The 25,172-nt window shown below is 69.1% G+C and carries 28 protein-coding genes; 22 read left to right on the top strand and 6 right to left on the bottom strand.

The genetic code is table 11. The features are described from left to right. The first annotated feature begins 28 nt into the window (after positions 1 to 28). Entirely contained in the window at positions 29 to 1,270 is a 1,242-nt protein-coding gene (locus tag ACFY3C_RS03805; RefSeq protein ID WP_390769582.1) for a terpene synthase family protein, read from the top strand. Then, positions 1,177 to 2,334, top strand: a complete 1,158-nt coding sequence (locus ACFY3C_RS03810) for a cytochrome P450 (protein ID WP_390769583.1) — start codon at positions 1,177 to 1,179, stop codon at positions 2,332 to 2,334. Before ACFY3C_RS03805 ends, ACFY3C_RS03810 begins: the two co-directional genes overlap by 94 nt. A 99-nt stretch (positions 2,335 to 2,433) precedes the next feature. Here ACFY3C_RS03810 and ACFY3C_RS03815 read toward each other — a convergent pair whose 3' ends face one another. From ACFY3C_RS03815 to ACFY3C_RS03825, 3 genes are all read right to left on the bottom strand, one after another. After that, positions 2,434 to 2,685: a hypothetical protein gene (locus ACFY3C_RS03815; protein ID WP_390769584.1), complete on the bottom strand. Its 252-nt coding sequence runs from the start codon at positions 2,683 to 2,685 to the stop codon at positions 2,434 to 2,436. Beyond that, positions 2,682 to 3,038 (bottom strand): hypothetical protein, encoded by a 357-nt coding sequence (locus tag ACFY3C_RS03820; protein WP_390769585.1) that lies wholly within the window; start codon positions 3,036 to 3,038, stop codon positions 2,682 to 2,684. The genes ACFY3C_RS03815 and ACFY3C_RS03820 overlap by 4 nt, the downstream gene beginning before the upstream one ends. Before the next feature lie 68 nt (positions 3,039 to 3,106). Next, entirely contained in the window at positions 3,107 to 3,640 is a 534-nt protein-coding gene (locus ACFY3C_RS03825; RefSeq protein WP_390769586.1) for an ATP-binding protein, read from the bottom strand. Between the two features lie 225 nt (positions 3,641 to 3,865). On the opposite strand from ACFY3C_RS03825, the gene ACFY3C_RS03830 reads away from it, so the two are divergent. From ACFY3C_RS03830 to ACFY3C_RS03855, 6 genes are all read left to right on the top strand, one after another. Next, positions 3,866 to 4,720 carry a helix-turn-helix domain-containing protein gene (locus ACFY3C_RS03830; protein WP_390769587.1) on the top strand — a complete coding sequence of 285 codons (855 nt, stop codon included), beginning with the start codon at positions 3,866 to 3,868 and terminating at the stop codon, positions 4,718 to 4,720. A 10-nt stretch (positions 4,721 to 4,730) separates the two neighbouring features. Continuing rightward, positions 4,731 to 4,913 (top strand): DUF397 domain-containing protein, encoded by a 183-nt coding sequence (locus ACFY3C_RS03835; protein WP_390769588.1) that lies wholly within the window; start codon positions 4,731 to 4,733, stop codon positions 4,911 to 4,913. Between the two features lie 94 nt (positions 4,914 to 5,007). Next, positions 5,008 to 5,235, top strand: coding sequence for a hypothetical protein (locus tag ACFY3C_RS03840; protein WP_390769589.1), 228 nt, complete (start codon positions 5,008 to 5,010; stop codon positions 5,233 to 5,235). A 43-nt stretch (positions 5,236 to 5,278) separates the two neighbouring features. Beyond that, positions 5,279 to 5,737, top strand: coding sequence for a DUF6879 family protein (locus ACFY3C_RS03845; protein WP_390769925.1), 459 nt, complete (start codon positions 5,279 to 5,281; stop codon positions 5,735 to 5,737). Between the two features lie 6 nt (positions 5,738 to 5,743). Continuing rightward, entirely contained in the window at positions 5,744 to 6,595 is an 852-nt protein-coding gene (locus ACFY3C_RS03850; RefSeq protein WP_390769926.1) for a helix-turn-helix domain-containing protein, read from the top strand. A 63-nt stretch (positions 6,596 to 6,658) separates the two neighbouring features. Continuing rightward, positions 6,659 to 6,871, top strand: coding sequence for a hypothetical protein (locus ACFY3C_RS03855; RefSeq protein ID WP_390769590.1), 213 nt, complete (start codon positions 6,659 to 6,661; stop codon positions 6,869 to 6,871). A gap of 150 nt (positions 6,872 to 7,021) precedes the next feature. On the opposite strand, the gene ACFY3C_RS03860 is transcribed toward ACFY3C_RS03855, so the two are convergent. Further along, positions 7,022 to 7,516: a DUF1772 domain-containing protein gene (locus ACFY3C_RS03860; RefSeq protein WP_390769591.1), complete on the bottom strand. Its 495-nt coding sequence runs from the start codon at positions 7,514 to 7,516 to the stop codon at positions 7,022 to 7,024. A 315-nt stretch (positions 7,517 to 7,831) separates the two neighbouring features. Here ACFY3C_RS03860 and ACFY3C_RS03865 point away from each other — a divergent pair, with 315 nt between their 5' ends. Continuing rightward, positions 7,832 to 8,359, top strand: a complete 528-nt coding sequence (locus tag ACFY3C_RS03865; RefSeq protein WP_390769592.1) for a helix-turn-helix domain-containing protein — start codon at positions 7,832 to 7,834, stop codon at positions 8,357 to 8,359. Here ACFY3C_RS03865 and ACFY3C_RS03870 read toward each other — a convergent pair. Beyond that, on the bottom strand, positions 8,310 to 8,849 hold the full coding sequence (locus ACFY3C_RS03870) for a peptidoglycan-binding protein (protein ID WP_386580854.1): 540 nt from the start codon (positions 8,847 to 8,849) through the stop codon (positions 8,310 to 8,312). The genes ACFY3C_RS03865 and ACFY3C_RS03870 overlap by 50 nt on opposite strands. 321 nt (positions 8,850 to 9,170) lie before the next feature. On the opposite strand from ACFY3C_RS03870, the gene ACFY3C_RS03875 reads away from it, so the two are divergent. From ACFY3C_RS03875 to ACFY3C_RS03900, 6 genes are all read left to right on the top strand, one after another. Continuing rightward, positions 9,171 to 9,767: a CGNR zinc finger domain-containing protein gene (locus tag ACFY3C_RS03875; RefSeq protein WP_390769593.1), complete on the top strand. Its 597-nt coding sequence runs from the start codon at positions 9,171 to 9,173 to the stop codon at positions 9,765 to 9,767. Positions 9,768 to 10,046: 279 nt separating this feature from the next. Further along, positions 10,047 to 10,631 carry a sigma-70 family RNA polymerase sigma factor gene (locus ACFY3C_RS03880; protein WP_079071569.1) on the top strand — a complete coding sequence of 195 codons (585 nt, stop codon included), beginning with the start codon at positions 10,047 to 10,049 and terminating at the stop codon, positions 10,629 to 10,631. 50 nt (positions 10,632 to 10,681) lie between these two features. Then, positions 10,682 to 11,446 carry an anti-sigma factor family protein gene (locus tag ACFY3C_RS03885; RefSeq protein WP_390769594.1) on the top strand — a complete coding sequence of 255 codons (765 nt, stop codon included), beginning with the start codon at positions 10,682 to 10,684 and terminating at the stop codon, positions 11,444 to 11,446. Positions 11,447 to 11,506: 60 nt separating this feature from the next. Beyond that, positions 11,507 to 13,885: a HelD family protein gene (locus ACFY3C_RS03890; protein WP_390769595.1), complete on the top strand. Its 2,379-nt coding sequence runs from the start codon at positions 11,507 to 11,509 to the stop codon at positions 13,883 to 13,885. Between the two features lie 354 nt (positions 13,886 to 14,239). Further along, the gene (locus tag ACFY3C_RS03895) at positions 14,240 to 15,670 is read left to right on the top strand and encodes an NAD-dependent malic enzyme (protein WP_390769596.1); all 1,431 of its coding nucleotides are present in this window, start codon (positions 14,240 to 14,242) and stop codon (positions 15,668 to 15,670) included. Positions 15,671 to 15,949: 279 nt separating this feature from the next. Next, positions 15,950 to 16,231, top strand: a complete 282-nt coding sequence (locus tag ACFY3C_RS03900; RefSeq protein ID WP_018549700.1) for an HU family DNA-binding protein — start codon at positions 15,950 to 15,952, stop codon at positions 16,229 to 16,231. A 107-nt stretch (positions 16,232 to 16,338) separates the two neighbouring features. Here ACFY3C_RS03900 and murA read toward each other — a convergent pair whose 3' ends face one another. After that, complete coding sequence (gene murA, locus ACFY3C_RS03905; protein WP_386580862.1) at positions 16,339 to 17,679, bottom strand: UDP-N-acetylglucosamine 1-carboxyvinyltransferase; 1,341 nt, start codon at positions 17,677 to 17,679, stop codon at positions 16,339 to 16,341. A gap of 266 nt (positions 17,680 to 17,945) precedes the next feature. Here murA and ACFY3C_RS03910 point away from each other — a divergent pair, with 266 nt between their 5' ends. The 7 genes from ACFY3C_RS03910 to ACFY3C_RS03940 all read left to right on the top strand — a co-directional run bounded on the left by ACFY3C_RS03910 (position 17,946) and on the right by ACFY3C_RS03940 (position 25,025). Beyond that, positions 17,946 to 18,518, top strand: coding sequence for a YqgE/AlgH family protein (locus ACFY3C_RS03910; protein ID WP_386580864.1), 573 nt, complete (start codon positions 17,946 to 17,948; stop codon positions 18,516 to 18,518). A 105-nt stretch (positions 18,519 to 18,623) separates the two neighbouring features. Continuing rightward, entirely contained in the window at positions 18,624 to 19,877 is a 1,254-nt protein-coding gene (locus ACFY3C_RS03915) for an RNA-guided endonuclease InsQ/TnpB family protein (RefSeq protein WP_390769597.1), read from the top strand. A 14-nt stretch (positions 19,878 to 19,891) separates the two neighbouring features. Further along, the gene (locus tag ACFY3C_RS03920) at positions 19,892 to 20,173 is read left to right on the top strand and encodes a DUF3039 domain-containing protein (RefSeq protein ID WP_031159440.1); all 282 of its coding nucleotides are present in this window, start codon (positions 19,892 to 19,894) and stop codon (positions 20,171 to 20,173) included. 200 nt (positions 20,174 to 20,373) lie between these two features. Continuing rightward, positions 20,374 to 21,666: an extracellular solute-binding protein gene (locus ACFY3C_RS03925; protein WP_390769598.1), complete on the top strand. Its 1,293-nt coding sequence runs from the start codon at positions 20,374 to 20,376 to the stop codon at positions 21,664 to 21,666. Continuing rightward, positions 21,663 to 22,541 carry a carbohydrate ABC transporter permease gene (locus tag ACFY3C_RS03930; RefSeq protein ID WP_390769599.1) on the top strand — a complete coding sequence of 293 codons (879 nt, stop codon included), beginning with the start codon at positions 21,663 to 21,665 and terminating at the stop codon, positions 22,539 to 22,541. The genes ACFY3C_RS03925 and ACFY3C_RS03930 overlap by 4 nt, the downstream gene beginning before the upstream one ends. Next, a complete protein-coding gene (locus ACFY3C_RS03935) occupies positions 22,538 to 23,383 on the top strand; it encodes a carbohydrate ABC transporter permease (protein ID WP_390769600.1) in 846 nt (281 codons plus the stop codon). The genes ACFY3C_RS03930 and ACFY3C_RS03935 overlap by 4 nt, the downstream gene beginning before the upstream one ends. Position 23,384: 1 nt before the next feature. After that, positions 23,385 to 25,025 (top strand): beta-N-acetylhexosaminidase, encoded by a 1,641-nt coding sequence (locus tag ACFY3C_RS03940; RefSeq protein WP_390769601.1) that lies wholly within the window; start codon positions 23,385 to 23,387, stop codon positions 25,023 to 25,025. Positions 25,026 to 25,172 lie beyond the last annotated feature (147 nt).

Below are 25,172 nucleotides of genomic sequence, written 5' to 3' on the forward strand. Positions count from 1 at the left end.
ACTTCCCTGCGAACGGAAGGACGAGTGCATGCGACATGATCTCACCGACTTCGACCGAGTGGTCCTGCCGGAACTCGAGTTGCCGTGGCCCAGCACGCTTCATCCCGAAGTCCAGGGGATGCACAGGGCCCTGACCGACTGGTCCGAGCGGCACACGCTGCTCCGGGACGAGGCCGAGCGCGACCGGTACGCGGGCTATCGGTTCGCGTGGCTGGCCGGGCGCTGCTTTCCCCGTGCCGATCCGGCGTTCGCCCAGTGGGCCGCCGACTTCATGCTGTGGTTCTTCCTGTTCGACGACGTGACGGCCGACCGCGTCGAGAGCGCGGAGCGGGCGACCACCATGGTGCGGCGGCTGACCGCGATGCTGGACGTGCTCGATCTCGACGAGCTGGGCGAGCGGCCCGTGCACGGCGAGACGGCATGGGACGACCTCTGCCGCCGGCTGCGTGCGCTGGTCCCCGCGGAGGAGAACTACCAGCGGTGGGCCACGGCGATGCGGCTGTGGTTCCTCTCCCTGACCACCCAGGTGTTCGACCAGGTGCGCACCCACCGGGTCAGCCCCCGTTCCTACGCGTCGTACCGTCGCTACTCGGCAGGCCTGAAACCCCCGCTGGCGCTCGCGGACGTGGCCAACGCCGGCTCCCTCACACCCGAGGAGTTCCACGCGCCCGAGGCGCGCCTGCTGGAGATGTACGCGACCCACGTCATTGGGTGGTCGAACGACGTGCTCAGCGCCCCGGCCGAGGTCCATGAGCCGGCGACCCGCAGCCTTGTCACCGTCATCAAGGACGCCGAGCCGGGCCGCTCCTGGCAGGAGGCGGTGAATCTGGCGGTCGACCAGACACATGCCGAGATCGCCAAGTTCGCGGAGCTGGCCGAACAGGTGCGCAGGTCCGCGAGCCCCCAGCTGGCCGGATGGATCGACGGCTGCCAGGACGATGACCGGCACGGTCAGCTGGTCCCTGCACGACACCGCCCGTTACGGCCACACCGCCGCCGCCCCTCTCGCGCGATAGGACGGTCCCGCACGATGGCCATCCCCCGATCGCTACCGCCCGGACCCGCCCCCGGCCCCGAGGACCTGTGGCGCCTGGAACAGCAGCCCGCGCTGCTGGAGGACTTCCGCGCCTCCTACGGCGACCTGTTCACGCTCCACCGGCCGGACCAGCCGCGCGGGTGTTCCTCAGCACCCCCGACCACTTCCGCGGCATCCTGCTCCGCCACGACCAGGAACTCGACGGCCTGGGCACCACCATGTACAACGACCTGATCGGCCCGCGCAGCATGCTGAAGCTGGCCGGAGCCGAGCACCGGCGCATACGGCAGACGGTGACACCGCCCCTGATCGGCGCCGCGCTGCGGCGGCGGGCCGGCACGGTGCACCGGCTGATCGCCCAGCGCCTGCACGACCTGCGGGGACGCCCTCCACAGCCACTGGCCAGGATGACCATCGGGATCACGGCGCGCATCATGAACGCGCTGATCTTCCCCGACCTCCCCGAAGCCACCGACCGCGCGCTGGAGGAAGCGCTCGTAGGCGTACTCAACGCCGTGCACGACGCACGCACGGCGGCCCCGCACCGACGCGCCCGGCTCGACGCGCAGTACGACCACCACCGCAGCGCCCTGGACCGCCTCCTGCTGGCCGAGATCACCCGCGCCCGCGGCGCAGGGGCCGACCACGGCGACTCCCTCCTGACCGCCCTGCTGGCGGCACCCCACCCGCTGTCCGACCACGACATACGAGACCAACTCGTCAGCCTCCTCATCGGAGGCACCACGACGGCCGGCAACGGCATGTCCATGGCCCTGTACTGGCTCCACCACCGTCCCGACATCGCCGCACGTGTGTCCGCGGAACTCCGGACGCTGCCGGAGAACGCATCCACCCTGCAGATCGCGTCGCTGCCCTACCTGTCCGCCGTGTGCCTGGAGGCCCTCCGCGTCCCGACGATCACCCCGACCAGCGCCGCGCGGCGCGTGGTGACGCCCTTCACCGCGGAGGGCTTCCACTTCCCCGCGGGCACGGAGATCATCGTCGCGATCCACCTGGCCCACCACGACGAACAGGCCTATCCCGACCACGCCCGGTTCCGCCCGGAACGCTTCCTCGGCCGGCCCCCCGACCGACTGCGCTACCTCCCCTTCGGCATCGGCACCCACCGCTGCCTGGGCGCCCAGCTGACCGAACTGGAGATGCGACTCACCCTCGCCGAAGCACTCCGCCTCCACGGCTTCGGCCTCCTGGGCGCCGACCACGAACTACGCCCACGCTCGCACGGGGTCAACCTCACGACACCGCATTCGATCGAGGTGCACTGCGGCAGCGCCTGATGGGCGGGGGCCGAGGCCGGTGGCCCGAGGCCAAGGTCCTCGGCGGCTCATGGTGATCGAGCCCCGGTCTCCCGGCCTGTCAACCTTCAGGCAGCTCCGTCACAGGCACGTCGCCTGGTGGATGTACAGGCACTTGTGCCGCGGGACGATCAAGTACAGGAAGAATCCGCCGGGGACATGCGCGACGTTCCCCTTGGGGCCCGCCTCCTGGTACGAGGTGCCGTCGAGGTAGAACGCGGCCGCGGCGCGGACCAGCTCCTCGGCCTGCTTCTCGACCTCGGCGACGAAGGCGGGCGGGGCGCCGCCGATGACGTAATCCTCGTCCGGGTCGTACTCCCACCGCCAGGTCACGCGGACACCGCCTGCCGGGCCTCGGCCTCGACGGCGCGGAGTTCCGTCATTGCCGCCCGGAACTCGGGGTCGTCGCTGCTGCCGGTGTTGTGCACAGAGACAAGGGCGGCCTGGTAACGGGAGTGGAGATCGGGCCGTCGTTCGATCTCCACCTGTGCCTGCCAGTAAGCGAGCCAGTGCTGGAGGTGGCCGATCTTGCCGTCTTGGAGGGCAGTCGCCAGGGCCTGCTCCTTGTGCTGTTCCATTTCGCCCAGCCGGTGAGGGGCGATACGCGCCAGCGCGACGCGAACCGCGTCAGGGGTGGGCTCCGGGCGTGGAATCAGCTCATGACCGTGGTCGGGTTGTGTGGTCACGCGGTGGCTCCTCTGTCCTCTATTTCCTGCCCTCCACCGTACTGGGCACCACGGACAACGGCGTGGCCTCACGGCGCACCCGCGACCTGCGGCGGTCCCGCTGCGGCTGTGTGCGCGATGGTCATCATGCAACGGCCTTTCGCGCCCCCCTCGGCTTGCCGCCCGCCCACCTCGAACCACAGCAACTTCCCGGCACCGCGGTCCAGCGGTCCGTCGCCGATGGCCAAGCCGCCCCATGAGTCGGCGTACTCCTGTACGAGATGCAGCCCGCGCCCCTTCTGGGCTTCCACCGGGGCCAGCGCCACGCGGTCCCAGGGCGGCTCGCCGAAGGGGGCAGGGATGCGCGGATGACTGTCCCAGACTCCGACCCGAAGCCGACCGTCCCCGAGGGCGGTCAGCCGCAGGGATGCGGGGCCGTTGGTGTGCCGGTAGGCGTTGGTGACCAGCTCGGACGTCAACAGCTCGACGGCGTCCAGTACTTTCTGCCTGCCGTGACTGCTGAGCGCCGCCCGCACGGTCATACGTGCGACGCGTGCCGCACGCGGATCATGGGGCAGTCGAAGGGCGTACACCCAGGTGTCGGGCAGGGATACGGTGCCCATGGAAACCTCCAGCGAGAGAAGGGACTCGGGCTCGCCCAACGACCGTGCCCGGCGGTGGCTCTGCCTGGGGTGGTGCGCTTCCGGCTTATGAGCGCGGGGAGTTGAGCGGTGCCTAATCACCGTAGAGCAGATGGTTAGATGCATCTAACCGAATGCACTGAAAGCATCCACGCTTCACTCGTGTGAGGGAGCGCAGCGCCGCGTCGCGGCAGGGAAGGAGAGGGTGTGCCGCCCACCAACAGCCCTACGCTCCGACAGCGGCGGCTGGGCGCGGAGCTGCGCAAATTGCGTGAGCGAGCCGGACTTACCGCCACGGCTGCCGCCGAACTCCTCGGCGTCAACCAGGCGCGCGTCAGCATGATCGAAACCGGCCGCACTCCCATCAGCGCCAACTGGCTGCGCTCCATGGCACACGCTTACGACTGCTCCGACGAAGAACTCGTCGACGCGCTCGCCTCGATGACGGGCCGACGTACTCGTGGCTGGTGGGAGGAGTACCGGGACCATGTACCCGTGGCGCTGGTCGACCTAGCCGAGTTGGAGCACCACGCCTCCGCACTGCGTGTGGCACTCCTGATCCACATCCCGGCGCTGCTGCAGACCACCGACCATGCCCGCGCCCTCTTCCGATCGGTCGTACCGCCGATGCGCCAGTACCAGATCGAGTACCGCCTGACGCACCGCATCAAGCGGCAGAACATCCTGGACCGTGTGGATCCGCCCCCGTACACGGCGATCATTCACGAGGCGGCACTCCGCATGGGCTTCGGCGGCCCTGCCGTCGCCCGTGGCCAGCTCAAGCATCTGCTCGACATGAGCGAACTGCCCCACGTCAACGTCCGGGTGATCCCTTTCGGCACGGATCACTTCCCGACCACAGGCCAGTCCTTCGACTATCTCGAAGGCCCTGTTCCTCAGCTCGACACTGTCCAGTTGGACTCGCATCACGGAGCCTGTGAGTTCCTCGACGCCGAAGCTCAGTTGAGCAAGTACCGGGCCGTGTTGGACCGTATGGAGTCCTGTGCGCTCGCACCCGCCAAGACACGCGACTTCATTCACCAACGTATCCAGGACATGTGAGGGACCGACCGTGCACGAACTTCACTGGCAGAAGTCCACCTACAGCGGCGACGGTTCGAACTGCGTCGAGATAGCCACCACGCCCACCACGATCCACATCCGCGACTCGAAGCACAGTACCGGCCCCCAGCTCACCGTCACCCCCTCCACCTGGGCGGACTTCCTGTCGTACGCGGCGGAAGCGGGACGCTGAGCGTAGAAGTTCGTGCAAGTTCATCGCCCTGGACGCCTCTTGGCGTGCAAGCTCGACCCCAGTGATCGCTCACCACGGTCGAAGGAGGCCAGGTATGGCGCTGCGCAAGCTGGGAAAGGACCCCGAGAGCCCGGACGGCAAGTCGCCGACCGTGTACCTGGACGACGAGAAGGACACCTACGTGGTCCAGGGCTGGAAGGTGACCGATGAGGACAGGCGCTCGCAGTTGGATCTTCCCGGCCATGAAGACGTCGTAGAGATCCCCCGACGCATGGTGCAGTTCTTCCTGGAGGTGAGCGGCGGTGGCGACGCCGACGCTTGAGGAGCGGCTCCGGTGCTGCACCCGTTCCGCCGTGCACCTGGAGATGCGCGACGGGTACATGCGTTCCGATCCTCGGTTCGTCGCCTGGCAGGAGGGCGTCCGGAACGACCCGGCTGACAGCGACCCCGAGCGTCGTCCGTGGCTGCGGCTGGTCGCCGACCTGGTGGCCCAAGGAGTTGAGGTGCGCAGGGCTCGGATCGTGTCGGAGCCGGTGTCGGACTACATCAGGTTTGAGCACCACCTGACTGGTCCCAACGTGGAGGCCGGCGAGCAGGTGCGCTGGCTGCCGCGCCGTCGCGCCTCCGGGCTGGCCCTACCGGGCAACGACTTCTGGCTCTTCGACGACAGCTCAGTGGTCTTCCACCACTTCGGCGGCGATGGCGAACTCGCGCCCGAAGACGAGGAGTTCATCGACGATCCCGCGGTTGTGAAGCTCTGCGCGGACGCGTTCGAGGCCGTCTGGTCCCTGGCAGTGCCGCACGTCGACTACCAGCTCACCTGATCCACAATCCCCAGCGTGACCTCATCCAGTGTGCGGCAAGCACGCCAGGCCCTGGGCCGGCGTCTGCGCGAGATCCGCAAGGACGCCGGCCTTACGGCGCGCGAGCTGGCTCGGCGTGCCGACTGGCACGAGTCCAAGTGCTCGCGACTTGAGACCGGGCGCACGCCGCCGTCCGACGCCGATATCCGCACGTACACGTCCCACTGCGCTGCCCAGGACCAGACCGCCGACCTGATCGCTACGGCACGCGGTATCGAGGGTGCGTATGTCCAGTGGCGGCGCATGGAGCGGGCGGGCCTGAAGCGCGTCCAGCAATCAGTGGCGCCTCTGTTCGAGCGCACGCGCCGCTTCCGCGTCTATCAGTCGTGGGTGATCCCCGGCTTGCTCCAGTCGGCCGCGTACACACGGGCCGTGCTGACCACCGTGGCCCACCTACGGGACGTGCCCGACGACATTGACGACGCAGTCGCCGTTCGTATGGACCGCCAGTCCATCCTGCGCTCCGGTGACCACAGGTTCGCGATGCTCGTCGAGGAGTGGGTGCTGCGCACGGTCATCGGAGACAACGACACCATGGCCGGGGCGCTCGGCCACCTGATCTCTGCTGCCTCGCTGCCCTCGGTCAGCCTGGGCGTCGTCCCCCTCGGCACGCCCCGTGGCGCCGGCTGGCCCGTCGAGTCGTTCACGATGTACGACGACGCGCAGGTCAACGTGGAACTCGTCTCTGCTCACCTGACGGTCACGCAGCCCGGTGAGATCGCCGAATACTCCAAGGCGTTCGCGGAGCTGTCAGCCATTGCTGTGTACGGCGCACAGGCCAGATCGCTCATCACCGCCGCTATCGATGCCCTCGCGTAACCCCTGCGCAAGTCCGTAGAAGCCCATGGACCCCAAGGCCACCACCGTTCCAGCCTGGACACCATGGCCAGAAACCGGCAGACCTGCCCCTCCCCGCGTCCCGTTGATCTCCCGATCGGCTTCAATGCCTGGCTCCTGGACTGCGCTCCTGTCGCCAGCTGCGAGACCTGCCGGCACGAGTGGCAGCGCCTCAACGCGGCCAAGGGGCTCGGCAACATCACGCAAGCCGCCAAGCACGCCACGAACATCCGCGATCACGCCTCTGGGGCCCACTGATGACGATGGACATGCAGACGTACAGGGACGGTCGCAAGCAAGCCACGGACGCGGCGGAGACCATCCGGGAGGCACTGGCCGGTCTCCCGTAGGACTGCCAGACCGGAACGTGTTCCCCGAAACGTTCGATGCTCGGACTCGCCTGCCCGGTCACGAAGCCCGGCTGAGGCGCCCGTGCACCAGCAGTGCCCGCGTCAGCAACCCCAGCGCCACCGTCGACCCCACCGCCCGCACCACGTTCCACGCCACCCACGGTCCCTCGAAGTGCGCGCGGAGGGCGGACGGGTCTCCCTTCGCCGCGAGGGCGTTGTTCAGGGGGATGTTGAAGGCCACCGTGATGAAGAAGACCAGGGCGTAGGCCGCCAGGGCCGCCCAGGTCCAGCGGGCGGCGGGGGTGGCGCGGAGTTGCCACGCCGACCATCCCGTCAGTGCCAGTGCCCCCATGAAGCTCAGGAAGAACACCGGGTTCTGGATCACGTCGTTGATGTTGCGCATGACCTCGACGTACGTGCGGTCGTCGCTGCGGGCCAGGGCCGGCATGACCGCGCAGGCGAAGATGTAGAAGACCCCGGCGATCAGGCCCATCGCGACGGTGGCCGCGCTCAGGACGACGTTGCCGGTCCGTGCTTCCCTCGTATGCGTCATGCCTTCCAGCCAACCGGAGCAGCCCCCGCCCCGGACATGGCCGAAGCACGCACCCGCATACGCGGGCGTCCAGCTACGCCGCCGCCTGCACGGGCGTACGGCGTTGTGGGTACCGGGTCACCGGCAACGGGCCGGGCGGTGCAGGCAGGTGCTGCGGCGGAGGGCGCTCGGCTCACGCCGTGCGACCAGGCGTGCTCCGGGCTGCCGGGCGTGCGCTCTGCCGGATGTTTTCGGCCGGGCGTCAGGCTGACGCCGGACTGTGGTGGGGAGGAGCCGCACCCGCAGACGGCGCGGCGAGCACTCGGGGGGACGAGGATGACACGCTGGCAGCCCCTGCCGGATTCGCTGCCGCGAGAGGCACGGCACCTGGTCGAGCAGCTGCGCGTCCTGAAGGGCCGTACCGGACTCAGCCTTGCCGAACTGGCCCGGCGCACCGCGTACAGCAAGTCGTCCTGGCAGCGGTATCTGAGCGGGGCCAAACTGCCGCCGAGGGGCGCGGCGTCGGTGCTCGGCCGACTGGGCGGGGCGGACCAGGCGCGGCTGCTGGCGCTGTGGGAGTTGGCCGAACAGGCATGGCAGCCCGGCGGGTCGGAACCCGCCGGGCCGTTGGAGGATGTCACAGCAGACGATGCCGTGGGCGAAGCCGGGCCGGAGCCGGCCGGCGGCGCGCACGGGCGGTGGCGGACGGTGGCGCTGGCCGCGTTCGCCGTCATCGTGCTGCTGGTCGCGGGGCTGCTGTGGGCGCTGCCCCGCAGGGCGGACGACCGAACGGCCGCCCGCCCCCGGGGTGTTCTCAGCCGAGCTGGTCGTAGTAGGCGAGCTTCCAGGGGCCGGTGGCCTTGATCCGCACGCGGTACTTGCCGCTGACGCGCTTGAGGGTGACGTTCCGTGCGTCACCGAGGTACGTCACGGTGCCGCCCGAGGTGGGGCCGGTGAGCCAGCGCTGGGCGAACGCCCAGCTCGGGTCGGTGACGACGCCGTCGTTCTCCGAGAGGTGGTAGTGCTCCTGCCACCACTGGGTGGCCGACTCGGTCTCGGGGCCGAAGGTGCCGTCGATCTGGTTCTTCTTGAAGGTGTGCGTGTCGCCGTCCTCGTCCTGCCACTGGGCGCCGTCCGCGTACAGGACGGTCTGCCACAGGGCCGTGGCGTTGCTCTCCGCGTAGTCGTCGACGCCGAGGTCCTCCTCGTCCTGGAAGTCGTCGGCGACGGCTCCGTTGCCGTCGATGCCGTGGTACGAGGCGGCACTTGCGCCGGGTGCCAGGGCGATACCGGTCGCTCCGGCGCCCAGCAGCGCGGCCGTCGTCATCGCGACGACCCGGGTGCGCATGCTCATGAACGTTTCCTTTCTGAAACCGCCGTCCCCCGTGGTTCCCCCTGGGGCGGCTCCGGTGCTTTCGCAGGACACAGCGTCATGGCCGTGGGCAGGGGCCACGAGCCCTGCCCGGGTTTCTGGACCGGAAGGGGCCGACCTGTGCTCCGGGCTCCGCCATCCCCGCCGGGGACGGGTCGGGCGGGGAACGCCGCGGGCCGGACGGGACGGCGCGGCGAAGGCGGGCGTGCCACCGGCGGTACGAGGGGTTCCGCAGTCGTGTGCGGGCAGGCACTGTGAAGAGGAGCGACGCAACGTTCCCCTGCCCTAGGCGGTGACAGGCACATGGCACTGGGTACGGCCACGGTCCCGTACGAGCTGCGGTTCGACGCCGGGCGGATCTGCCTGGATCTCCTCGCGACCACCCACCCGGTCGAACGGCTGGACGCCGTGGAGCCGTTGCGCGCCTGGATCAGCGGTTCGGGGCTGGTGCCGCCCGGCACCCCGCTGGGCCACGCCGACGTCTCCTGGCTGGCGGGGTTCCGGGAACTGCGCGGGTGCGTCGGCCAGTTGGTGCGCACCGCGAACCCGGCGGACTCGCGGTCGTACGAGCGCGCTCTCGTCCGGCTCAACGAGGTCGCCGCCCATGCAGCGCCCCCGGTCCCGTGCGCGGTGCGCGGCGAGGACGGCACGCTGGTGCGGGAGTTGGCGCAGGCGCCCGGGTGCGCGGGGCTGCTCGCGGTCGTCGCGCGGGACGCCGTCGAGCTGCTCACCGATCCAGTGGCGCGGGCGGCCGTGCGCGAGTGCGCGGGGGACAACTGCCCCATCGTGTACCTGGACACGTCCCGCGGGCGCAGGAGGCGCTGGTGCTCCAGCGAGGTCTGCGGGAACCGTGAACGGGTCGCACGGCATCGACGGCGGGTGGCTCTCACGCAGGCCTGAGTGTCCGGTACGGGCCTTCTGTCGCATTGCACCCTTGTGGCAACCGGAGTGATTTCCGCAACACCGCACGGCGCCGCGTTTGTTGACGGTCCGGCACGGGCAGCTCGGCCACCCTCGGCGATGTGTCGGAAATGTAAAGATCACGCGGTGGGAATGTGTGCGCATGTCCTGCTCGTCACACCACTCCCAAGAAAACTCCCAGCTCGCTTTGAACATCACGTCGCCCCTGTCCGTACGGGTGGGCGAGCGACCGACTGGGGGAACCCCCGGACACCGGAGGTGGGCGTGCGCAAGGATGCGGCCGTGGCCAATGAACGTGGAACGAGGGCCCGACATCGCATGTCCTCACAGCCCTCGGAACCGGATGAGGAGCTGATGCGTGCGCTCTATCGCGAGCACGCCGGACCTCTGCTTGCGTATGTCCTCAGGCTGGTCGCCGGAGACCGGCAGCGCGCCGAGGACGTCGTGCAGGAAACGCTCATCCGTGCCTGGAAGAACGCCGGTCAGCTCAATCGGGCGACCGGTTCGGTACGCCCCTGGCTGGTGACGGTCGCGCGCCGCATCGTCATCGACGGCCACCGCAGCCGGCAGGCCCGGCCGCAGGAGGTCGATCCGTCGCCGCTGGAGGTCATCCCCGCGGAGGACGAGATCGACAAGGCGCTGTGGCTGATGACGCTGTCTGACGCGCTCGACGACCTGACCCCGGCCCACCGGGAGGTGCTCGTCGAGACGTACTTCAAGGGGCGTACCGTCAACGAGGCGGCCGAGACGCTGGGTATACCCAGCGGCACTGTCCGTTCTCGGGTGTTCTACGCCCTGCGATCCATGAAGCTGGCACTGGAGGAGCGGGGGGTGACGGCGTGATGAGCACATACGGGGGGTTCGGCACGGGTGGTTCGGGTATGTCTGGGTCCATGCAGGGATCACAGGCTCCGAACGAGCACGAAACCGTCGGCGCCTACGCCCTCGGGATCCTCGACGACGCCGAGGCAACCGCTTTCGAGGCCCACCTCGCAGGCTGTGAGTGGTGCGCCCAGCAGCTGGACGAGCTGGCCGGGATGGAGCCGATGCTGGCCGCCCTCGCGGACCTGCCCGGCTCCGGCAGCACGCCCGCGATCGGCGAGTCGCTGTCCGCCAAGCCGAGCCCAAGACTGGTCGAGAAGCTGGTCGACGAGGTCTCCGAGCGCCGCGCGCTGAAGCGGCGCAAGGGCTTCTACCTGGTCGCGGCCGCTGCCGCGCTGATCATCGCCGGCCCGGTGGCCGTCATGGCGACGAGTGGCGGCAGCGAATCGGGGCAGAGCGCCACACCGCTGGCGGCCACCGCCCGGACGACCTTCGACCAGCTGCCCAAGAAGGTCTCGGGCACGGACAGCACGACGGGCGCCAGCGCGACCGTCGCCATGGGAGAGAAGAACTGGGGCACCTCGACGGTCCTTGAGCTGAAGGGCGTCAAGGGTCCGCTCAAGTGCTCCCTGGTCGCCGTCACCAGCAACGGTGAGCGCCAGACGCTGGGCTCCTGGTCCGTCCCGAAGTGGGGCTACGGCATTCCGGACGCCAAGACGGAGGAGGCCAAGAACCCCCTCTACATCGGCGGTGGCACGGCTCTGAAGCCGAACGAGATCGACCACTTCGAGGTCGTGACGTTCGACGGGAAGAAGCTCGTCCAAGTGGACGCGTAGCCTCGGCGGGCCCCCTTCGCGTACGGTTGACGGCTGCCCAGCACGTCAGAAGGGGGCCCGGTGGCCGCTCAGGTTCAACAGGAAACCGCGCTCGACTCGGTCCGGGACCGGGAGATCAGCGTCGAACAGGAACACCTCGACCGGGTGTACCGACGCCTCGAGGAGAAGATCCACGAGGCGGAGTTCCTCATGAACGACGCGGCCAAGCGCGGCCAGGTCGGCACGCCCGGCGCGCTCGCCGAGCGGGACGCCCAGGTCTTCCGGGCCGGTATCCACCTGAACCGGCTCAACAACGAGTTCGAGGACTTCCTCTTCGGCCGGATCGACCTGCTGCTCGGCAGGGACGGCAAGAAGGGACCCGACGGGGCGTACACGGCGGTGGAGCCCGCCGAGGGCGCGGTCCGGCCCGACAACACCGCCGACATCGCCGAGACCCTGCACATCGGCCGGATCGGCGTGCTCGACGAGGACTACTCGCCGCTGGTCATCGACTGGCGGGCACCGGCCGCCGCGCCCTTCTACCGGTCCACCCCGAAGGACCCCGGCCGGGTCGTGAGGCGCCGGGTCATCCGCTCCAAGGGCCGCCAGGTCCTCGGGGTCGAGGACGACCTGATGCGCCCGGAGCTGACGGCGTTCCTCGGCGACCGCGAGCTGCCCGTCATCGGCGACGGCGCGCTGATGGCCGCCCTCGGCCAGGCCCGCAGTCACACCATGCGGGACATCGTCTCCTCCATCCAGGCCGAGCAGGACCTGGTCATCCGCGCCCCCGCCGCCTCCGTCACCTACGTCGAGGGCGGCCCCGGCACCGGCAAGACCGCGGTCGCCCTGCACCGCGCGGCCTACCTGCTCTACCAGGACCGCAGACGCTACGCGGGCGGCATCCTGATCGTCTCGCCGACCCCGCTGCTGGTGGCCTACACCGAGGGCGTGCTGCCCTCGCTCGGCGAGGAGGGCCAGGTCGCCATCCGCGCGATCGGCTCCCTCGTCGACGGCGTGGAGGCCACGCTGTACGACTCCCCGTCCGTGGCCCGCGCCAAGGGCTCGTACCGGATGCTGAAGGTGCTGCGGAAGGCCGCCCGGGGCGCGCTGGAGCTGGGGCCGGCCGCTCCGGCGGGGCAGCTCGCCCTGGACGAGTACGACGAGGCCGGCGAGCCGCAGGCCTTCGACGGCCCCCCGTCCCTCCTGCGCGTCGTCGCCTTCGGACGCCGCCTCGAACTGGAGGCCGCCGAGCTGGAACGTGTCCGCCGCACCGCCCTGGGCGGCACCGCGCCGGTCAACCTGCTCCGCCCGCGCGCCCGCAAGCTGCTCCTGGACGCCCTGTGGGCGAAGTCCGGCGCGGCCGGCCGGCACACCGACCCGGAGCTGGCCGCCGAGCTGCGCTCCTCCTTCGACGAGGACATCAGCAGCGAGGACGTCTTCATCGCCTTCCTCGACGCATGGTGGCCCGAGCTGACCCCCAAGGGGGTCCTCGCCGCCATGGCCGACGAGCGGCGGCTCGGCCGCTGGGCCCGCCGGATCCTCAACCCGGGCGAGGTCCGCAGGGTCGCCCGCGCGCTGAAGCGGGACGGGTACTCCGTCCACGACGTCGCCATGCTCGACGAGCTGCAGGCGATCCTCGGCGCCCCGGCCCGGCCGAAGAAGAAGCGCGAATTCGATCCGCTGGACCAGCTCACCGGCCTGGAGGAGCTGATGCCGGTGCGCGAGGAGACCCAGCGCGAGCGGGCCGAGCGCCTCGCGCAGGAGCGCACCGAGTACGCGCACGTCATCGTGGACGAGGCGCAGGACCTCACGCCGATGCAGTGGCGCATGGTCGGCCGCCGCGGCCGGCACGCCACCTGGACGGTCGTCGGCGACCCGGCGCAGTCCTCCTGGTCCGACCCGGACGAGGCGGGCGAGGCCCGTGACGAGGCCCTCGGCACCCGCCCCCGGCGCCGCTTCCAGCTCACCGTGAACTACCGCAACCCGGCCGAGATCGCCGAGCTGGCCGCCAAGGTGCTCGCCCTCGCCATGCCCGGCTCCGAGGCGCCGTCAGCCGTACGGTCCACCGGGGTCGAGCCGCGATTTGTGAGAACGAACGACGGACGCGGCACCGTCGTACGGGACTCCCTGGAGAAGACCGTGCGCGCGGCGGCCGAGCAGCTCCTCGGCCTGGTGGACGGCACGGTCGGCGTGGTCGTCGCGATGAACCGCCGCGAGGAGGCCCGGCGCTGGCTGGCCGGGCTCGGCGACCGGGTGGTGGCGCTCGGCAGCCTGGAGGCCAAGGGCCTGGAGTACGACGCGACGGTCGTCGTCTCCCCGGCGGAGATCGCCGACGAGTCCCCGGCCGGCCTGCGGGTGCTGTACGTGGCGCTGACCCGGGCCACCCAGCAGCTGACGGTGGTCTCGGGAGAGCGGGACGAACCGGACGCGGCGGGGGTGCCCGACCTGCTGCGGGATTGAAAGCTGTGAAGTCGGCCGACGGGAATGGCCTTACGGGATCCGTTTGTTAGCCTTGGTGTGGCACCGGCCCGATCCAAGCCCCCGGGCCCAACCTTCGTCCCTCAGAGGGACCACTTGCCGCGAGGCGAGCATGGCGGGTCGGTGCCATGAACGTGTGGGAGGCCCACATCACCCTGTGATGTGGGCCTCTTTCATTGCCTGATCGAATCTCGTATGGTGGAAGTGATTTTCCGAAATCACGCACTCGCTGTGAACAAAACGTCCGCAATCCCGGGCGGCTATCACGTACTCACCGGTAGGTGCGACGATCGGACGGCACAACTCGCGACACGGTGAAAGCAGAGGAAGTCGGCCATGGCAACGGCGCCCAGCGTCTCCTACTCGATGACCATCCGGCTGGAGGTGCCCGCGAGCGGAACAGCCGTCTCGCAGCTCACCAACGCCGTGGAGTCCTCCGGAGGCTCGGTCACGGGCCTCGACGTCACCGCGTCCGGCCACGAGAAGCTCCGCATCGACGTCACCATCGCGGCCACCTCGACCACGCACGCCGACGAGATCGTCGAGAAGCTCCGCGGCATCGAGGGCGTCACGCTCGGCAAGGTCTCCGACCGTACGTTCCTGATGCACCTCGGCGGCAAGATCGAGATGCAGTCCAAGCACCCGATCCGCAACCGTGACGACCTCTCGATGATCTACACGCCGGGCGTGGCCCGCGTGTGCATGGCGATCGCCGAGAACCCCGAGGACGCACGCCGCCTCACCATCAAGCGCAACTCGGTTGCGGTCGTGACGGACGGCTCCGCCGTGCTGGGCCTCGGCAACATCGGCCCCAAGGCCGCGCTGCCCGTCATGGAGGGCAAGGCGGCCCTCTTCAAGCGCTTCGCCGGCATCGACGCCTGGCCGCTGTGCCTGGACACCCAGGACACCGACGCCATCGTCGAGATCGTCAAGGCGATCGCCCCCGGCTTCGCCGGCATCAACCTCGAGGACATCTCCGCGCCCCGCTGCTTCGAGATCGAGGCCCGCCTGCGCGAGGCCCTCGACATCCCCGTCTTCCACGACGACCAGCACGGCACCGCGATCGTCGTCCTCGCCGCCCTGACCAACGCACTTCGCGTCACCGGCAAGGCGATCGAGAACATCCGGGTCGTCATGTCCGGCGCCGGCGCGGCCGGCACGGCCATCCTCAAGCTGCTGATCGCGGCGGGCGTGAAGAACGCCGTCGTCGCCGACATCCAGGGCGTCGTGCACGCCGGCCGCGCGGACCTGGTGGACGCCCCGGCCGACTCCCCGCTGCGCTGGATCGCCGACAACACCAACCCCGAGGGCCTGACCGGCACCCTGAAGGAGGCCGTGCGCGGCGCCGACGTCTTCATCGGCGTCTCCGCCCCGAACGTCCTCGACGGCGACGACGTGGCCGCCATGGCCGAGGGTGCCATCGTGTTCGCGCTCGCGAACCCGGACCCCGAGGTCGACCCCGCAATCGCCCGTCAGACGGCCGCTGTTGTGGCCACCGGCCGCTCCGACTTCCCGAACCAGATCAACAACGTGCTGGTCTTCCCGGGTGTCTTCCGCGGCCTGCTGGACGCGCAGTCCCGCACGGTCAACACCGAGATGATGCTCGCCGCCGCGAAGGCCCTCGCCGACGTGGTGACCGAGGACGAGCTGAACCCGAACTACATCATTCCGAGCGTCTTCAACGACAAGGTCGCGGGTGCGGTCGCCGGAGCGGTGCGCGACGCGGCCAAGGCGGTCGGAGCGGCGTCCGAGTCCTTCGTGCCGTAGGGTTCAGAAGTTGTGGGACCGACTGTGCAGGGGCTGTGAGGATCGACACGGCAGCCCCCGCACCGGCGCGTCGTGGAACCCCCCACCGGCGGGTGCCCTCTAGGGTGACGGCCGAGCAGGCGCTTTTCGTGTGACTCCCTAGGGTGTTCTCACGACTCCTACGGGTGCCGGATTGGCTTTCCCGCCGCAGGTAGGGGCAGGATGCGTCTCTGGGCGCGAGCGCATCGGCATCGATCTCACCTCACGCCTCAACGGCAAGAAGAACACGGGAGTAACAACATGAACCGCAGTGAGCTGGTGGCCGCGCTGGCCGACCGCGCCGAGGTGACCCGCAAGGACGCCGACGCCGTTCTGGCCGCGTTCGCCGAGGTCGTCGGCGACATCGTCTCCAAGGGCGACGAGAAGGTCACCATCCCCGGCTTCCTGACCTTCGAGCGCACCCACCGTGCCGCTCGTACCGCGCGCAACCCGCAGACCGGTGAGCCCATCAACATCCCGGCCGGCTTCAGCGTGAAGGTCTCCGCGGGCTCCAAGCTCAAGGAAGCGGCCAAGGGCAAGTAAGCGCTCCGCTGAGAGCGCCGATGGGGCGGCACCCGTAAGTCTTCGGGTGCCGCCCCATCGTTGTTGCGGTCAAGAATGGCCTCAAACGCCGGCCGGGCTGGTTTTCGCTAGCCGAGTGCCTTGCCCGGCAGCTCGACCTTCGCGCCCAGCTCCATCAGCTTCTCCATGAAGTTCTCGTAGCCGCGGTTGATCAGTTCGATGCCGTGGACCCGGGAGGTGCCCTCGGCCGCGAGGGCCGCGATCAGGTACGAGAAGCCGCCGCGCAGGTCGGGGATGACCAGGTCGGCGCCCTGCAGCTTGGTCGGTCCCGAGACGACCGCGGAGTGCAGGAAGTTGCGCTGGCCGAAGCGGCAGTCGGAGCCGCCCAGGCACTCGCGGTAGAGCTGGATGTGTGCGCCCATCTGGTTGAGCGCGGAGGTGAAGCCGAGCCGGGACTCGTACACCGTCTCGTGGATGATGGACAGGCCCGTGGCCTGCGTCAGGGCCACCACCAGCGGCTGCTGCCAGTCGGTCTGGAAGCCGGGGTGCACGTCCGTCTCCAGCGCGATGGACTTCAGCTGGCCGCCCGGGTGCCAGAAACGGATGCCCTCGTCGTCGATCTCGAAGGCACCGCCCACCTTCCGGTAGGTGTTCAGGAACGTCATCATCGAGCGCTGCTGGGCGCCGCGGACGTAGATGTTGCCGCCGGTCGCGAGGGCCGCCGAGGCCCAGGACGCGGCCTCCAGACGGTCCGGCAGGGCGCGGTGGGTGTAGCCGCCGAGGCTGTCCACACCGGTGATGCGGATCGTGCGGTCGGTGTCCATCGCGATGATCGCGCCCATCTTCTGCAGCACGCAGATGAGGTCCTCGATCTCCGGCTCGACGGCCGCGTTGGACAACTCCGTGACACCCTCGGCCAGTACGGCCGTCAGCAGCACCTGCTCGGTCGCGCCGACGGACGGGTACGGCAGCCGGATCTTCGTACCGCGCAGCCGCTGCGGCGCCTCCAGGTACTGGCCGTCCGCGCGCTTCTCGATGGTCGCGCCGAACTGCCGCAGCACGTCGAAGTGGAAGTCGATGGGCCGGCCGCCGATGTCGCAGCCGCCGAGGCCCGGGATGAAGGCGTGGCCGAGACGGTGCAGCAGCGGACCGCAGAAGAGGATCGGGATACGGCTGGAACCCGCGTGGGCATCGATGTCAGCGACGTTCGCGCTTTCCACATGGGTCGGGTCGAGCACCAGCTCACCGGGCTCCTCACCAGGTCGGACCGTCACCCCGTGCAGCTGCAGCAGGCCGCGTACGACACGCACGTCACGGATGTCCGGAACGTTGCGCAGTCGACTTGGCGCGCTGCCCAGCAGGGCGGCGACCATGGCCTTCGGTACGAGGTTCTTCGCACCGCGGACACGGATCTCGCCCTCCAGCGGGGTTCCGCCGTGGACAAGCAGGACATCGTCGTTGACGGTCATGTATCTCGCGTTCCGATGAGTCGGGCAGGGGTCGGCCGATCACTTAGCGCGGGGGCCGGAGAGACAGGGTAATCGCCGATCGCCCCCCTGCCGTAAGCCCAAGTACCACCCAGCCACGTCATAGCTGTGTCACAACACGAACCGTTCCGCACCGGGCACATGGGGTCACCGCGCGCGGGGCTTGCGCCCACGCGCCCTGAGCTGCGTTCACTCCCACACCCCCGTTGGCTCCCCACACCGGGTAAAGATGCGGGATCATGTCTGGCATGACCGAGGTGTCCTCGCTCACAGGGCGGCTGCTCGTGGCCACGCCCGCCCTGGCGGACCCGAACTTCGACCGCGCGGTGGTGCTCCTTCTCGACCACGACGAGGAGGGCTCCCTCGGTGTCGTCCTCAACCGCCCCACCCCGGTGGACGTGGGCGACATCCTGGAGGGCTGGGCCGATCTCGCGGGCGAGCCCGGCGTGGTCTTCCAGGGCGGACCCGTCTCGCTGGACTCGGCGCTCGGCGTCGCGGTCATCCCGGGCGGTGCCAACGGGGACAGCGCCCCGCTCGGCTGGCGGCGGGTGCACGGCGCGATCGGCCTGGTCGACCTGGAGGCCCCGCCGGAGCTGCTCGCCTCGGCCCTCGGCTCGCTGAGAATCTTCGCCGGATACGCCGGCTGGGGCCCCGGCCAGCTGGAGGACGAGCTGGTGGAGGGCGCCTGGTACGTCGTCGAGTCCGAGCCGGGCGACGTGTCCTCGCCGGCCCCGGAGCGACTTTGGCGCGAAGTACTCCGCCGCCAGCGCAACGAGCTGGCGATGGTGGCCACGTATCCGGACGACCCGTCGCTCAACTGACTCTGAGCCTGCGCGGCTGGCTGCACGCTCTGGTGGATCATCCTTTCGGGTAGTCGTGCTCGTATTCGAATCCCATGTCTGCTTTCGATGGATAGCGTCGCAGGCATGAAACTGGTGGTGCAGGTAACCCTTCTGCCGACGCCTCGGCAGGCGTCGGCTCTCGAGGCGACCCTGCACGCATGCAACGAGGCGGCCACCTGGGTCAGCAGAGTGGCTTTCGACAGGGATGTGAAGAAGAACATCCCCTTGCGCAAGCTCACCTACGGCATGGTGAGAACGCGGTGGCAGCTGGGAGCGCAGGCCGCTCAGCACGTCATCAAGAAGACCTGTGATGCGTACACGGCGCTGAAGGCGAACCTGCAAGCTGGAAACTTCGGGAAACCTGGATCGAAGCGGTACCGCAAAGCCGCGGGGAAGCCAGTCGTCTTCCGGCTGGAGGGAGCGCAGCCCTTTGACGATCGCATGCTGTCCTGGCGGATGCCGGAGCGGCAGCTGTCGATCTGGACCGTGACAGGACGGATGAAGGGCGTGGCATTCACGGCCTCGCCGGAGCAGTTGACCATGTTGGCTCTGTACCGCCGGGGTGAGTCTGATCTTGTCCGTCAGGACGGCAGGTGGTTCCTGAATGCCACCTGCGAGGTCCCCGAAGCTGAACCCAACCCCGATCCTGTGGACTTCCTCGGCGTCGATCTGGGGATCGTGAACATCGCCACCACGTCCGACGGCGAGATCATGGCCGGGCGGGAGCTCGATCGGATCCGGGTCAGGGAACGGAATCTCCGTACCAAGCTGCAGAAGAAGAACACCCCGTCGGCCAAGAGGCGCCTGAAGAGGCGCAGGCGCAAGGAATCGCGGCGGGTGAAGGACATCAACCACAAGATCGCGAAGCATCTGGTGGCCGAGGCGGAACGCACCGGTCGCGGAATCGCCCTGGAGGACCTGACGGGGATCCGCGAGCGGGTACGGCTTCGAAAGCCCCAACGGGCCACCCACTCCAGCTGGTCTTTTGCGCAGCTTGGGGCGTACATGGCGTACAAGGCCCGCCGGGCGGGAGTGCCGGTGGTGTACGTCGATCCGGCGTACACCTCCAGCACCTGTGCCCAATGTGGGCACATCGACAAGGCGAATCGGGTCTCCCGGGCCCGCTTCGCGTGCCGGTCCTGCGGATTCGTTGATCACGCGGATCGGAACGGCTCCCGCAACATCCGCGCCCGCGCGTGTGAGTTGTGGCGACGCGGGGCCCCGTCAACGGCCCCTGCTCCACCTCTGGAACCGTCAGGGTGGACTGGACGCAAGCGACGCATCACATCCAGTGATGCCCGCCGTGCAAGCCTGGGACCCAGAGCCCCGGGCGGTTGATTACCCTTGCTGATATGAGCACTCTTGAGCCCGAGCGCGGGACTGGTACCGGGACCCTCGTAGAGCCGACGCCACAGGTGTCCCACGGCGACGGCGACCATGAGCGCTTCGCCCACTACGTCCAGAAGGACAAGATCATGGCGAGCGCCCTCGACGGGACCCCCGTCGTGGCGCTGTGCGGCAAGGTGTGGGTGCCCGGCCGCGACCCGAAGAAGTACCCCGTGTGTCCCATGTGCAAGGAGATCTACGAGTCCATGGGCAGCGGCGGCGACGACAAGGGTGGCGACAAGAAGTAGGGGTCTCCCCGCCCGGCTGAGGATCGCAAGGCCCCCGGGACGCGTCTGGACGCGTCCCGGGGGCCTTTGTGTTTTCTGGTCACAGAGTGGTTGAGACCTCTTGTCGCCATGTTCATGTTGTTCATAGCCTCCGTGGTGTTGTGCAGAGCGAAATAGGCATTGCATATGTTGCAACGCACTACTCCTCGGAGGAACGCTCCATGAAGCTGTCCGCTCCACTTGCCGCACTGCTCACCCTCGTCGTCGCCACCGCCTGCGCCCCGCAGTCCTCCTCCAACTCCGCCTCCGACAAGGACGACAAAACCGGCACCCTCCGGGTCTGGCTGTTCCAGGAGGTCGGCAACGAGCCGAAGAAGAAGGTCGTCGACACGGTCGTCGCCGCCTTCGAGAAGGCCCACAAGGGCAGCAGGGCCGAGGTCGAGTACATCCCGGTCGAGACCCGCGCCCAGCGCGTCAAGGCCGCCTTCAACGACCCGGCGTCCGCGCCCGACGTCATCGAGTACGGCAACACCGACACCGCCGGCTACGTCCACGACGGCGGACTCCTCGACGTGACCCGCGAGTTCTCCGCCTGGAGCGAGGCGAAGAACACCGACCCGACCGCCCGGCAGTCCGTCACGGTGGCCGGGAAGGTCTACGGCGCACCCTTCTACGTCGGCGTCCGCGCCCTGTACTACCGCACCGACGTCTTCCGGGAACTCGGCCTGAAACCGCCGAAGTCCCTGGCCGAGCTGGCCACCACGGCTCGTGCGATCCGGGCCGCGAAGCCCGACCTGTACGGCCTGGTCGTCGGCGGCGCCTACACCTACGGCGCCCTGCCCTTCATCTGGGCCAACGGCGGCGACCTGGCCACCGGCAAGGCCGGCTCGTACGCCTCCGCGCTCGACAGCGCCGCGGCCCGGACCGGCATCAAGGCCTACACCTCGCTGTTCTCCGACGCCAACTGTCCCGCCGCCAAGTGCGCGGGCATGGGCGGCAACGACACGGTGACCGCGTTCGCCGCGGGCAAGGCCGGGATGGCGATCGGCGGCGACTTCAGCCACGCGGCCGTGGAGGCCGGGAAGGTGAAGGGGAAGTACGCGGTCGTACCGCTGCCGGGCGTGGCCGCCGGCTCGATCGCCCCGGCGTTCGCCGGCGGCAACAACATCGGCGTCCTGAAGAGCACCACCCACCGCACGCTCGCCGTCGACCTCATGGAGCGGCTGGCGTCCAAGAAGACGCAGTCCGCCCTCTTCGACGCGATGGGCTTCCTGCCGACCTTCACGGACGTCCGCGACCGGGCGGCGGCGCGGCAGCCCTTCGTGCAGCCGTTCGTGCAGACGCTGGCATCCGGCACGAAGTTCGTCCCTGCCTCGCCCGCGTGGTCGCAGATCGACTCCTCGCTCGTGCTGCCGACGATGTTCCAGGAGGTGATCAGCGGCAAGAAGAGTGTGGACGGCGCCGCTGCGTCGGCTGCCGCGAAGATGGACTCCGCGTTCGGCTCCGCGGGGTGAGGGCGCCCAGGTGGACGCCCTGGTTCTATCTGGCCCCCGCTCTTGTCGTCCTCGGTGGGCTGCTCGTCTACCCCGTCTACCAGCTCGGGCTGATCTCCCTCTTCCGGTACACCCAGGCTCAGGTCAGTGGCGGTGAGCCGGCCTCCTTCCGGGGGTTCGGGAACTACACGGACCTGTTCTCGGACGGGCAGTTCTGGCAGGTGCTGGTGGCCACCGTGGTGTTCGCCGCGGCCTGTGTCGGGTCCACTCTCGCCGTCGGCTGTGCGCTCGCCGTGCTGCTCACGCGGGTGCGGGCCGTGCCGCGGCTGGTGTTGATGCTGGCCGCGCTCGGTACCTGGGCGACGCCGGCCGTCACCGGGTCCACGGTGTGGCTGCTCCTGTTCGACCCGGACTTCGGGCCGGTCAACCGGGCGCTGGGGCTCGGGGACCACTCGTGGACGTACGGGCGGTACAGCGCGTTCCTGCTCGTCCTGCTCGAAGTGGTCTGGTGCTCCTTCCCGTTCGTGATGGTGACGGTCTACGCCGGGATCCGCGCCGTACCGTCCGAGGTGCTGGAGGCCGCGGCCCTGGACGGCGCCTCGCAGTGGCGGATCTGGCGGTCGGTGCTCGCGCCGATGCTCCGGCCGATCCTCACCGCCGTCACCATCCAGTCGGTCATCTGGGACTTCAAAGTCTTCACGCAGATCTACGTCATGACGGGCGGCGGCGGCATCGCGGGCCAGAACCTGGTGCTCAACGTGTACGCGTATCAGAAGGCGTTCGCGTCCTCCCAGTACGGCCTCGGCTCGGCGATCGGCGTGGTGATGCTGCTGATCCTGCTCGCGGTGACGCTGGGGTACCTGCGGATCCTGCGCCGTGAGGGGGAGGAGCTGTGAATCTTCTTCGGGTGCGTGTGGCGCGGCCGTGGCGGTTCGTTGCAGAGGTCTCGGCCCTGCTGATCGCAGCCGCCGTCGCCTTCCCGCTGTACTGGATGGTGCTGAGCGCCTTCAGGCCGGCCGGCGAGATCGAGTCCGACCGGCCCCGGCCGTGGACGCTGTCGCCGTCCCTGGACTCCTTCCGGCGGGTCTTCGGGCAGCAGGAATTCGGCCGTTACTTCGCCAACAGCGTGGTGGTGGCGGGCAGTGTGGTGATCGCCTCGGCGGTGATCGCGTTTCTCGCCGCGACCGCCGTCGCACGATTCCGTTTCCGCTTCCGGACCACCTTGCTGATCATGTTTCTGGTGGCCCAGATGGTGCCCGTGGAAGCCCTCACCATCCCCCTGTTCTTCCTCATGCGGGACTTCGGCCGGCTGAACACGCTCGGCTCGCTGATCCTGCCTCACATCGCCTTCTCGCTGCCCTTCGCGATCTGGATGCTGCGGGGGTTCGTGAAAGCCGTGCCACAAGCGCTGGAGGAGGCCGCGTACCTGGACGGGGCGAGCCGCGGGAGATTCCTCTGGCAGATCCTTTTCCCGCTCGTCTTCCCGGGCCTGGTGGCCACGAGCGTGTTTTCCTTCATCTCGGCCTGGAACGACTTCCTGTTCGCCAAGTCCTTCATCATCAGCGACACCTCGCAGTCGACCCTGCCGATGGCCCTGCTGGTCTTCTACAAGCCGGACGACCCGGACTGGGGCGGGGTCATGGCCGCGTCCACGGTGATGACGATTCCGGTGCTGGTCTTCTTCGTACTCGTACAGCGACGCCTGGTCTCGGGGCTGGGCGGAGCGGTAAAGGACTGACGTGACCGAACTGATTCCGAACCCCTGTAGCGTCGTCGCCGGTTCCGGCGAGGTGCGGCTGACGGCGCACTCCCAGCTCTACGCCGGCACTGCCACGGAGGGCGTCGGTCACTGGCTGCGCACCGTCCTCTGGCAGGCCACCGGCCTGCCGCTGCGCGAGGGGCGGGAGCTCGACGACACCGAAGGCGACGGCATCGGGCTCCAGCTCGACTCTGAGCTCGGCCCCGAGGAGTACCGCCTCGTCAGCGACTCGACCGGCGTCCTGATCGAGGGTGGCAGCGCGACTGGTGTCTTCTGGGGCGCCCAGACGCTGCGTCAGCTCCTCGGCCCCGACGCGTACCGCAGGGCCCCACTCAGCCGCGACCGCGCCTGGATCGTGCCGCATGTCACGATCGAAGATGCCCCCCGCTTCCGCTGGCGCGGTCTCATGCTCGACGTGGCCCGGCACTTCATGCCCAAGGAAGGCGTCCTGCGCTACCTGGACCTGATGGCCGCGCACAAACTCAACGTCTTCCACTTCCACCTGACGGACGACCAGGGCTGGCGGATCGAGATCCGGCGCCACCCCAGGCTGACCGAGGTCGCGTCCTGGCGGGCGCGGACGAAATTCGGACACCGGGCCTCGCGGCTGTGGGAGGAGAAGCCGCACGGGGGTTACTACACCCAGGACGACATCCGGGAGATCGTCGCCTACGCCGCCGAGCGGCATATCACCGTCGTCCCGGAAATCGACGTACCGGGCCACTCGCAGGCCGCCGTCGCCGCGTATCCGGAACTGGGCAACACCGACGTGACGGCTGCATCCATTGAAGGGGGCTCCGCCCTGACCGTGTGGGACACCTGGGGGATCTCGTCCAACGTACTCGCCCCCACTGACACCACCCTGCGGTTCTACGAGGGGGTGTTCGAGGAAGTCCTGGAGCTGTTCCCGTCGGAGTTCATTCACGTCGGCGGCGACGAATGCCCCAAGGAGCAGTGGCGCGAGTCGGTCGCCGCCAAGACCCGCATCACGGAACTCGGGCTCGCCGACGAGGACGAGTTGCAGTCCTGGTTCATCGGGCACTTCGACAAGTGGCTTACCGCGCGCGGGCGCCGGCTCATCGGCTGGGACGAGATCCTGGAGGGCGGACTCGCGCCGGGCGCGGCGGTGTCCTCCTGGCGTGGCTACGGCGGCGGCGTCGCGGCCGCGCGGGCCGGGCACGACGTCGTCATGTGCCCGGAGCAGTACGTCTATCTGGACCACCGGCAGGCCCCGGGCGAGGACGAGCCCGTGCCGATCGGCTTCGTGCGCACCCTGGAGGACGTCTACCGGTTCGAGCCGGTTCCGTCCCAGCTCGGTGAGGCGGAGGCCCAGCATGTGCTGGGGACCCAGGCCAACGTCTGGACCGAGGTGATGGAGGACACCGCGCGCGTGGACTACCAGACCTTCCCGAGGCTCGCCGCCTTCGCGGAGGTCGCCTGGAGCCGGCTTCCCGCCCCGCAGGAGCGGGACTTCGCGGACTTCGAGCGCCGTATGGCCGCCCATTACGGGCGACTTGACGCCCTCGGCGTCGCCTATCGGCCGCCCACCGGGCCGCGGCCGTGGCAGCGGCGCCCCGGTGTGCTCGGCCGGCCGCTGGAGGGACCGCCTCCGAACAGATAACGGAAAAAACCTTTCGGTATCACCGAAGAGTGGCAATCGGAATATGCCGGTGAAGCTGTGTGAAAACGGACCATCTCCCCGATGAGGTGGGCGAATGCCTCCTAGCGGACCCCCGCGTTCGGGCCTTGCGAAGATGTGCCAGAGTTG

Origin of the sequence: Streptomyces sp. NPDC001410 (assembly GCF_042895235.1) — a bacterium.
GTDB lineage: Bacteria > Actinomycetota > Actinomycetes > Streptomycetales > Streptomycetaceae > Streptomyces.

What these genes read in the sequence shown, in the direction of transcription:
- ACFY3C_RS03805 (WP_390769582.1), top strand. Translation starts at nt 29, where the DNA reads ATGCGACATGATCTCACCGACTTCGACCGAGTGGTCCTGCCGGAACTC.
- ACFY3C_RS03825 (WP_390769586.1), bottom strand. Translation starts at nt 3,640, where the DNA reads ATGGGCACCGTATCCCTGCCCGACACCTGGGTGTACGCCCTTCGACTG.
- ACFY3C_RS03840 (WP_390769589.1), top strand. Translation starts at nt 5,008, where the DNA reads ATGGCGCTGCGCAAGCTGGGAAAGGACCCCGAGAGCCCGGACGGCAAG.
- ACFY3C_RS03845 (WP_390769925.1), top strand. Translation starts at nt 5,279, where the DNA reads ATGCGCGACGGGTACATGCGTTCCGATCCTCGGTTCGTCGCCTGGCAG.
- ACFY3C_RS03855 (WP_390769590.1), top strand. Translation starts at nt 6,659, where the DNA reads ATGGCCAGAAACCGGCAGACCTGCCCCTCCCCGCGTCCCGTTGATCTC.
- ACFY3C_RS03860 (WP_390769591.1), bottom strand. Translation starts at nt 7,516, where the DNA reads ATGACGCATACGAGGGAAGCACGGACCGGCAACGTCGTCCTGAGCGCG.
- ACFY3C_RS03865 (WP_390769592.1), top strand. Translation starts at nt 7,832, where the DNA reads ATGACACGCTGGCAGCCCCTGCCGGATTCGCTGCCGCGAGAGGCACGG.
- ACFY3C_RS03870 (WP_386580854.1), bottom strand. Translation starts at nt 8,849, where the DNA reads ATGAGCATGCGCACCCGGGTCGTCGCGATGACGACGGCCGCGCTGCTG.
- ACFY3C_RS03875 (WP_390769593.1), top strand. Translation starts at nt 9,171, where the DNA reads ATGGCACTGGGTACGGCCACGGTCCCGTACGAGCTGCGGTTCGACGCC.
- ACFY3C_RS03885 (WP_390769594.1), top strand. Translation starts at nt 10,682, where the DNA reads ATGCAGGGATCACAGGCTCCGAACGAGCACGAAACCGTCGGCGCCTAC.
- ACFY3C_RS03895 (WP_390769596.1), top strand. Translation starts at nt 14,240, where the DNA reads ATGGCAACGGCGCCCAGCGTCTCCTACTCGATGACCATCCGGCTGGAG.
- ACFY3C_RS03900 (WP_018549700.1), top strand. Translation starts at nt 15,950, where the DNA reads ATGAACCGCAGTGAGCTGGTGGCCGCGCTGGCCGACCGCGCCGAGGTG.
- murA (WP_386580862.1), bottom strand. Translation starts at nt 17,679, where the DNA reads ATGACCGTCAACGACGATGTCCTGCTTGTCCACGGCGGAACCCCGCTG.
- ACFY3C_RS03910 (WP_386580864.1), top strand. Translation starts at nt 17,946, where the DNA reads ATGACCGAGGTGTCCTCGCTCACAGGGCGGCTGCTCGTGGCCACGCCC.
- ACFY3C_RS03915 (WP_390769597.1), top strand. Translation starts at nt 18,624, where the DNA reads ATGAAACTGGTGGTGCAGGTAACCCTTCTGCCGACGCCTCGGCAGGCG.
- ACFY3C_RS03920 (WP_031159440.1), top strand. Translation starts at nt 19,892, where the DNA reads ATGAGCACTCTTGAGCCCGAGCGCGGGACTGGTACCGGGACCCTCGTA.
- ACFY3C_RS03925 (WP_390769598.1), top strand. Translation starts at nt 20,374, where the DNA reads ATGAAGCTGTCCGCTCCACTTGCCGCACTGCTCACCCTCGTCGTCGCC.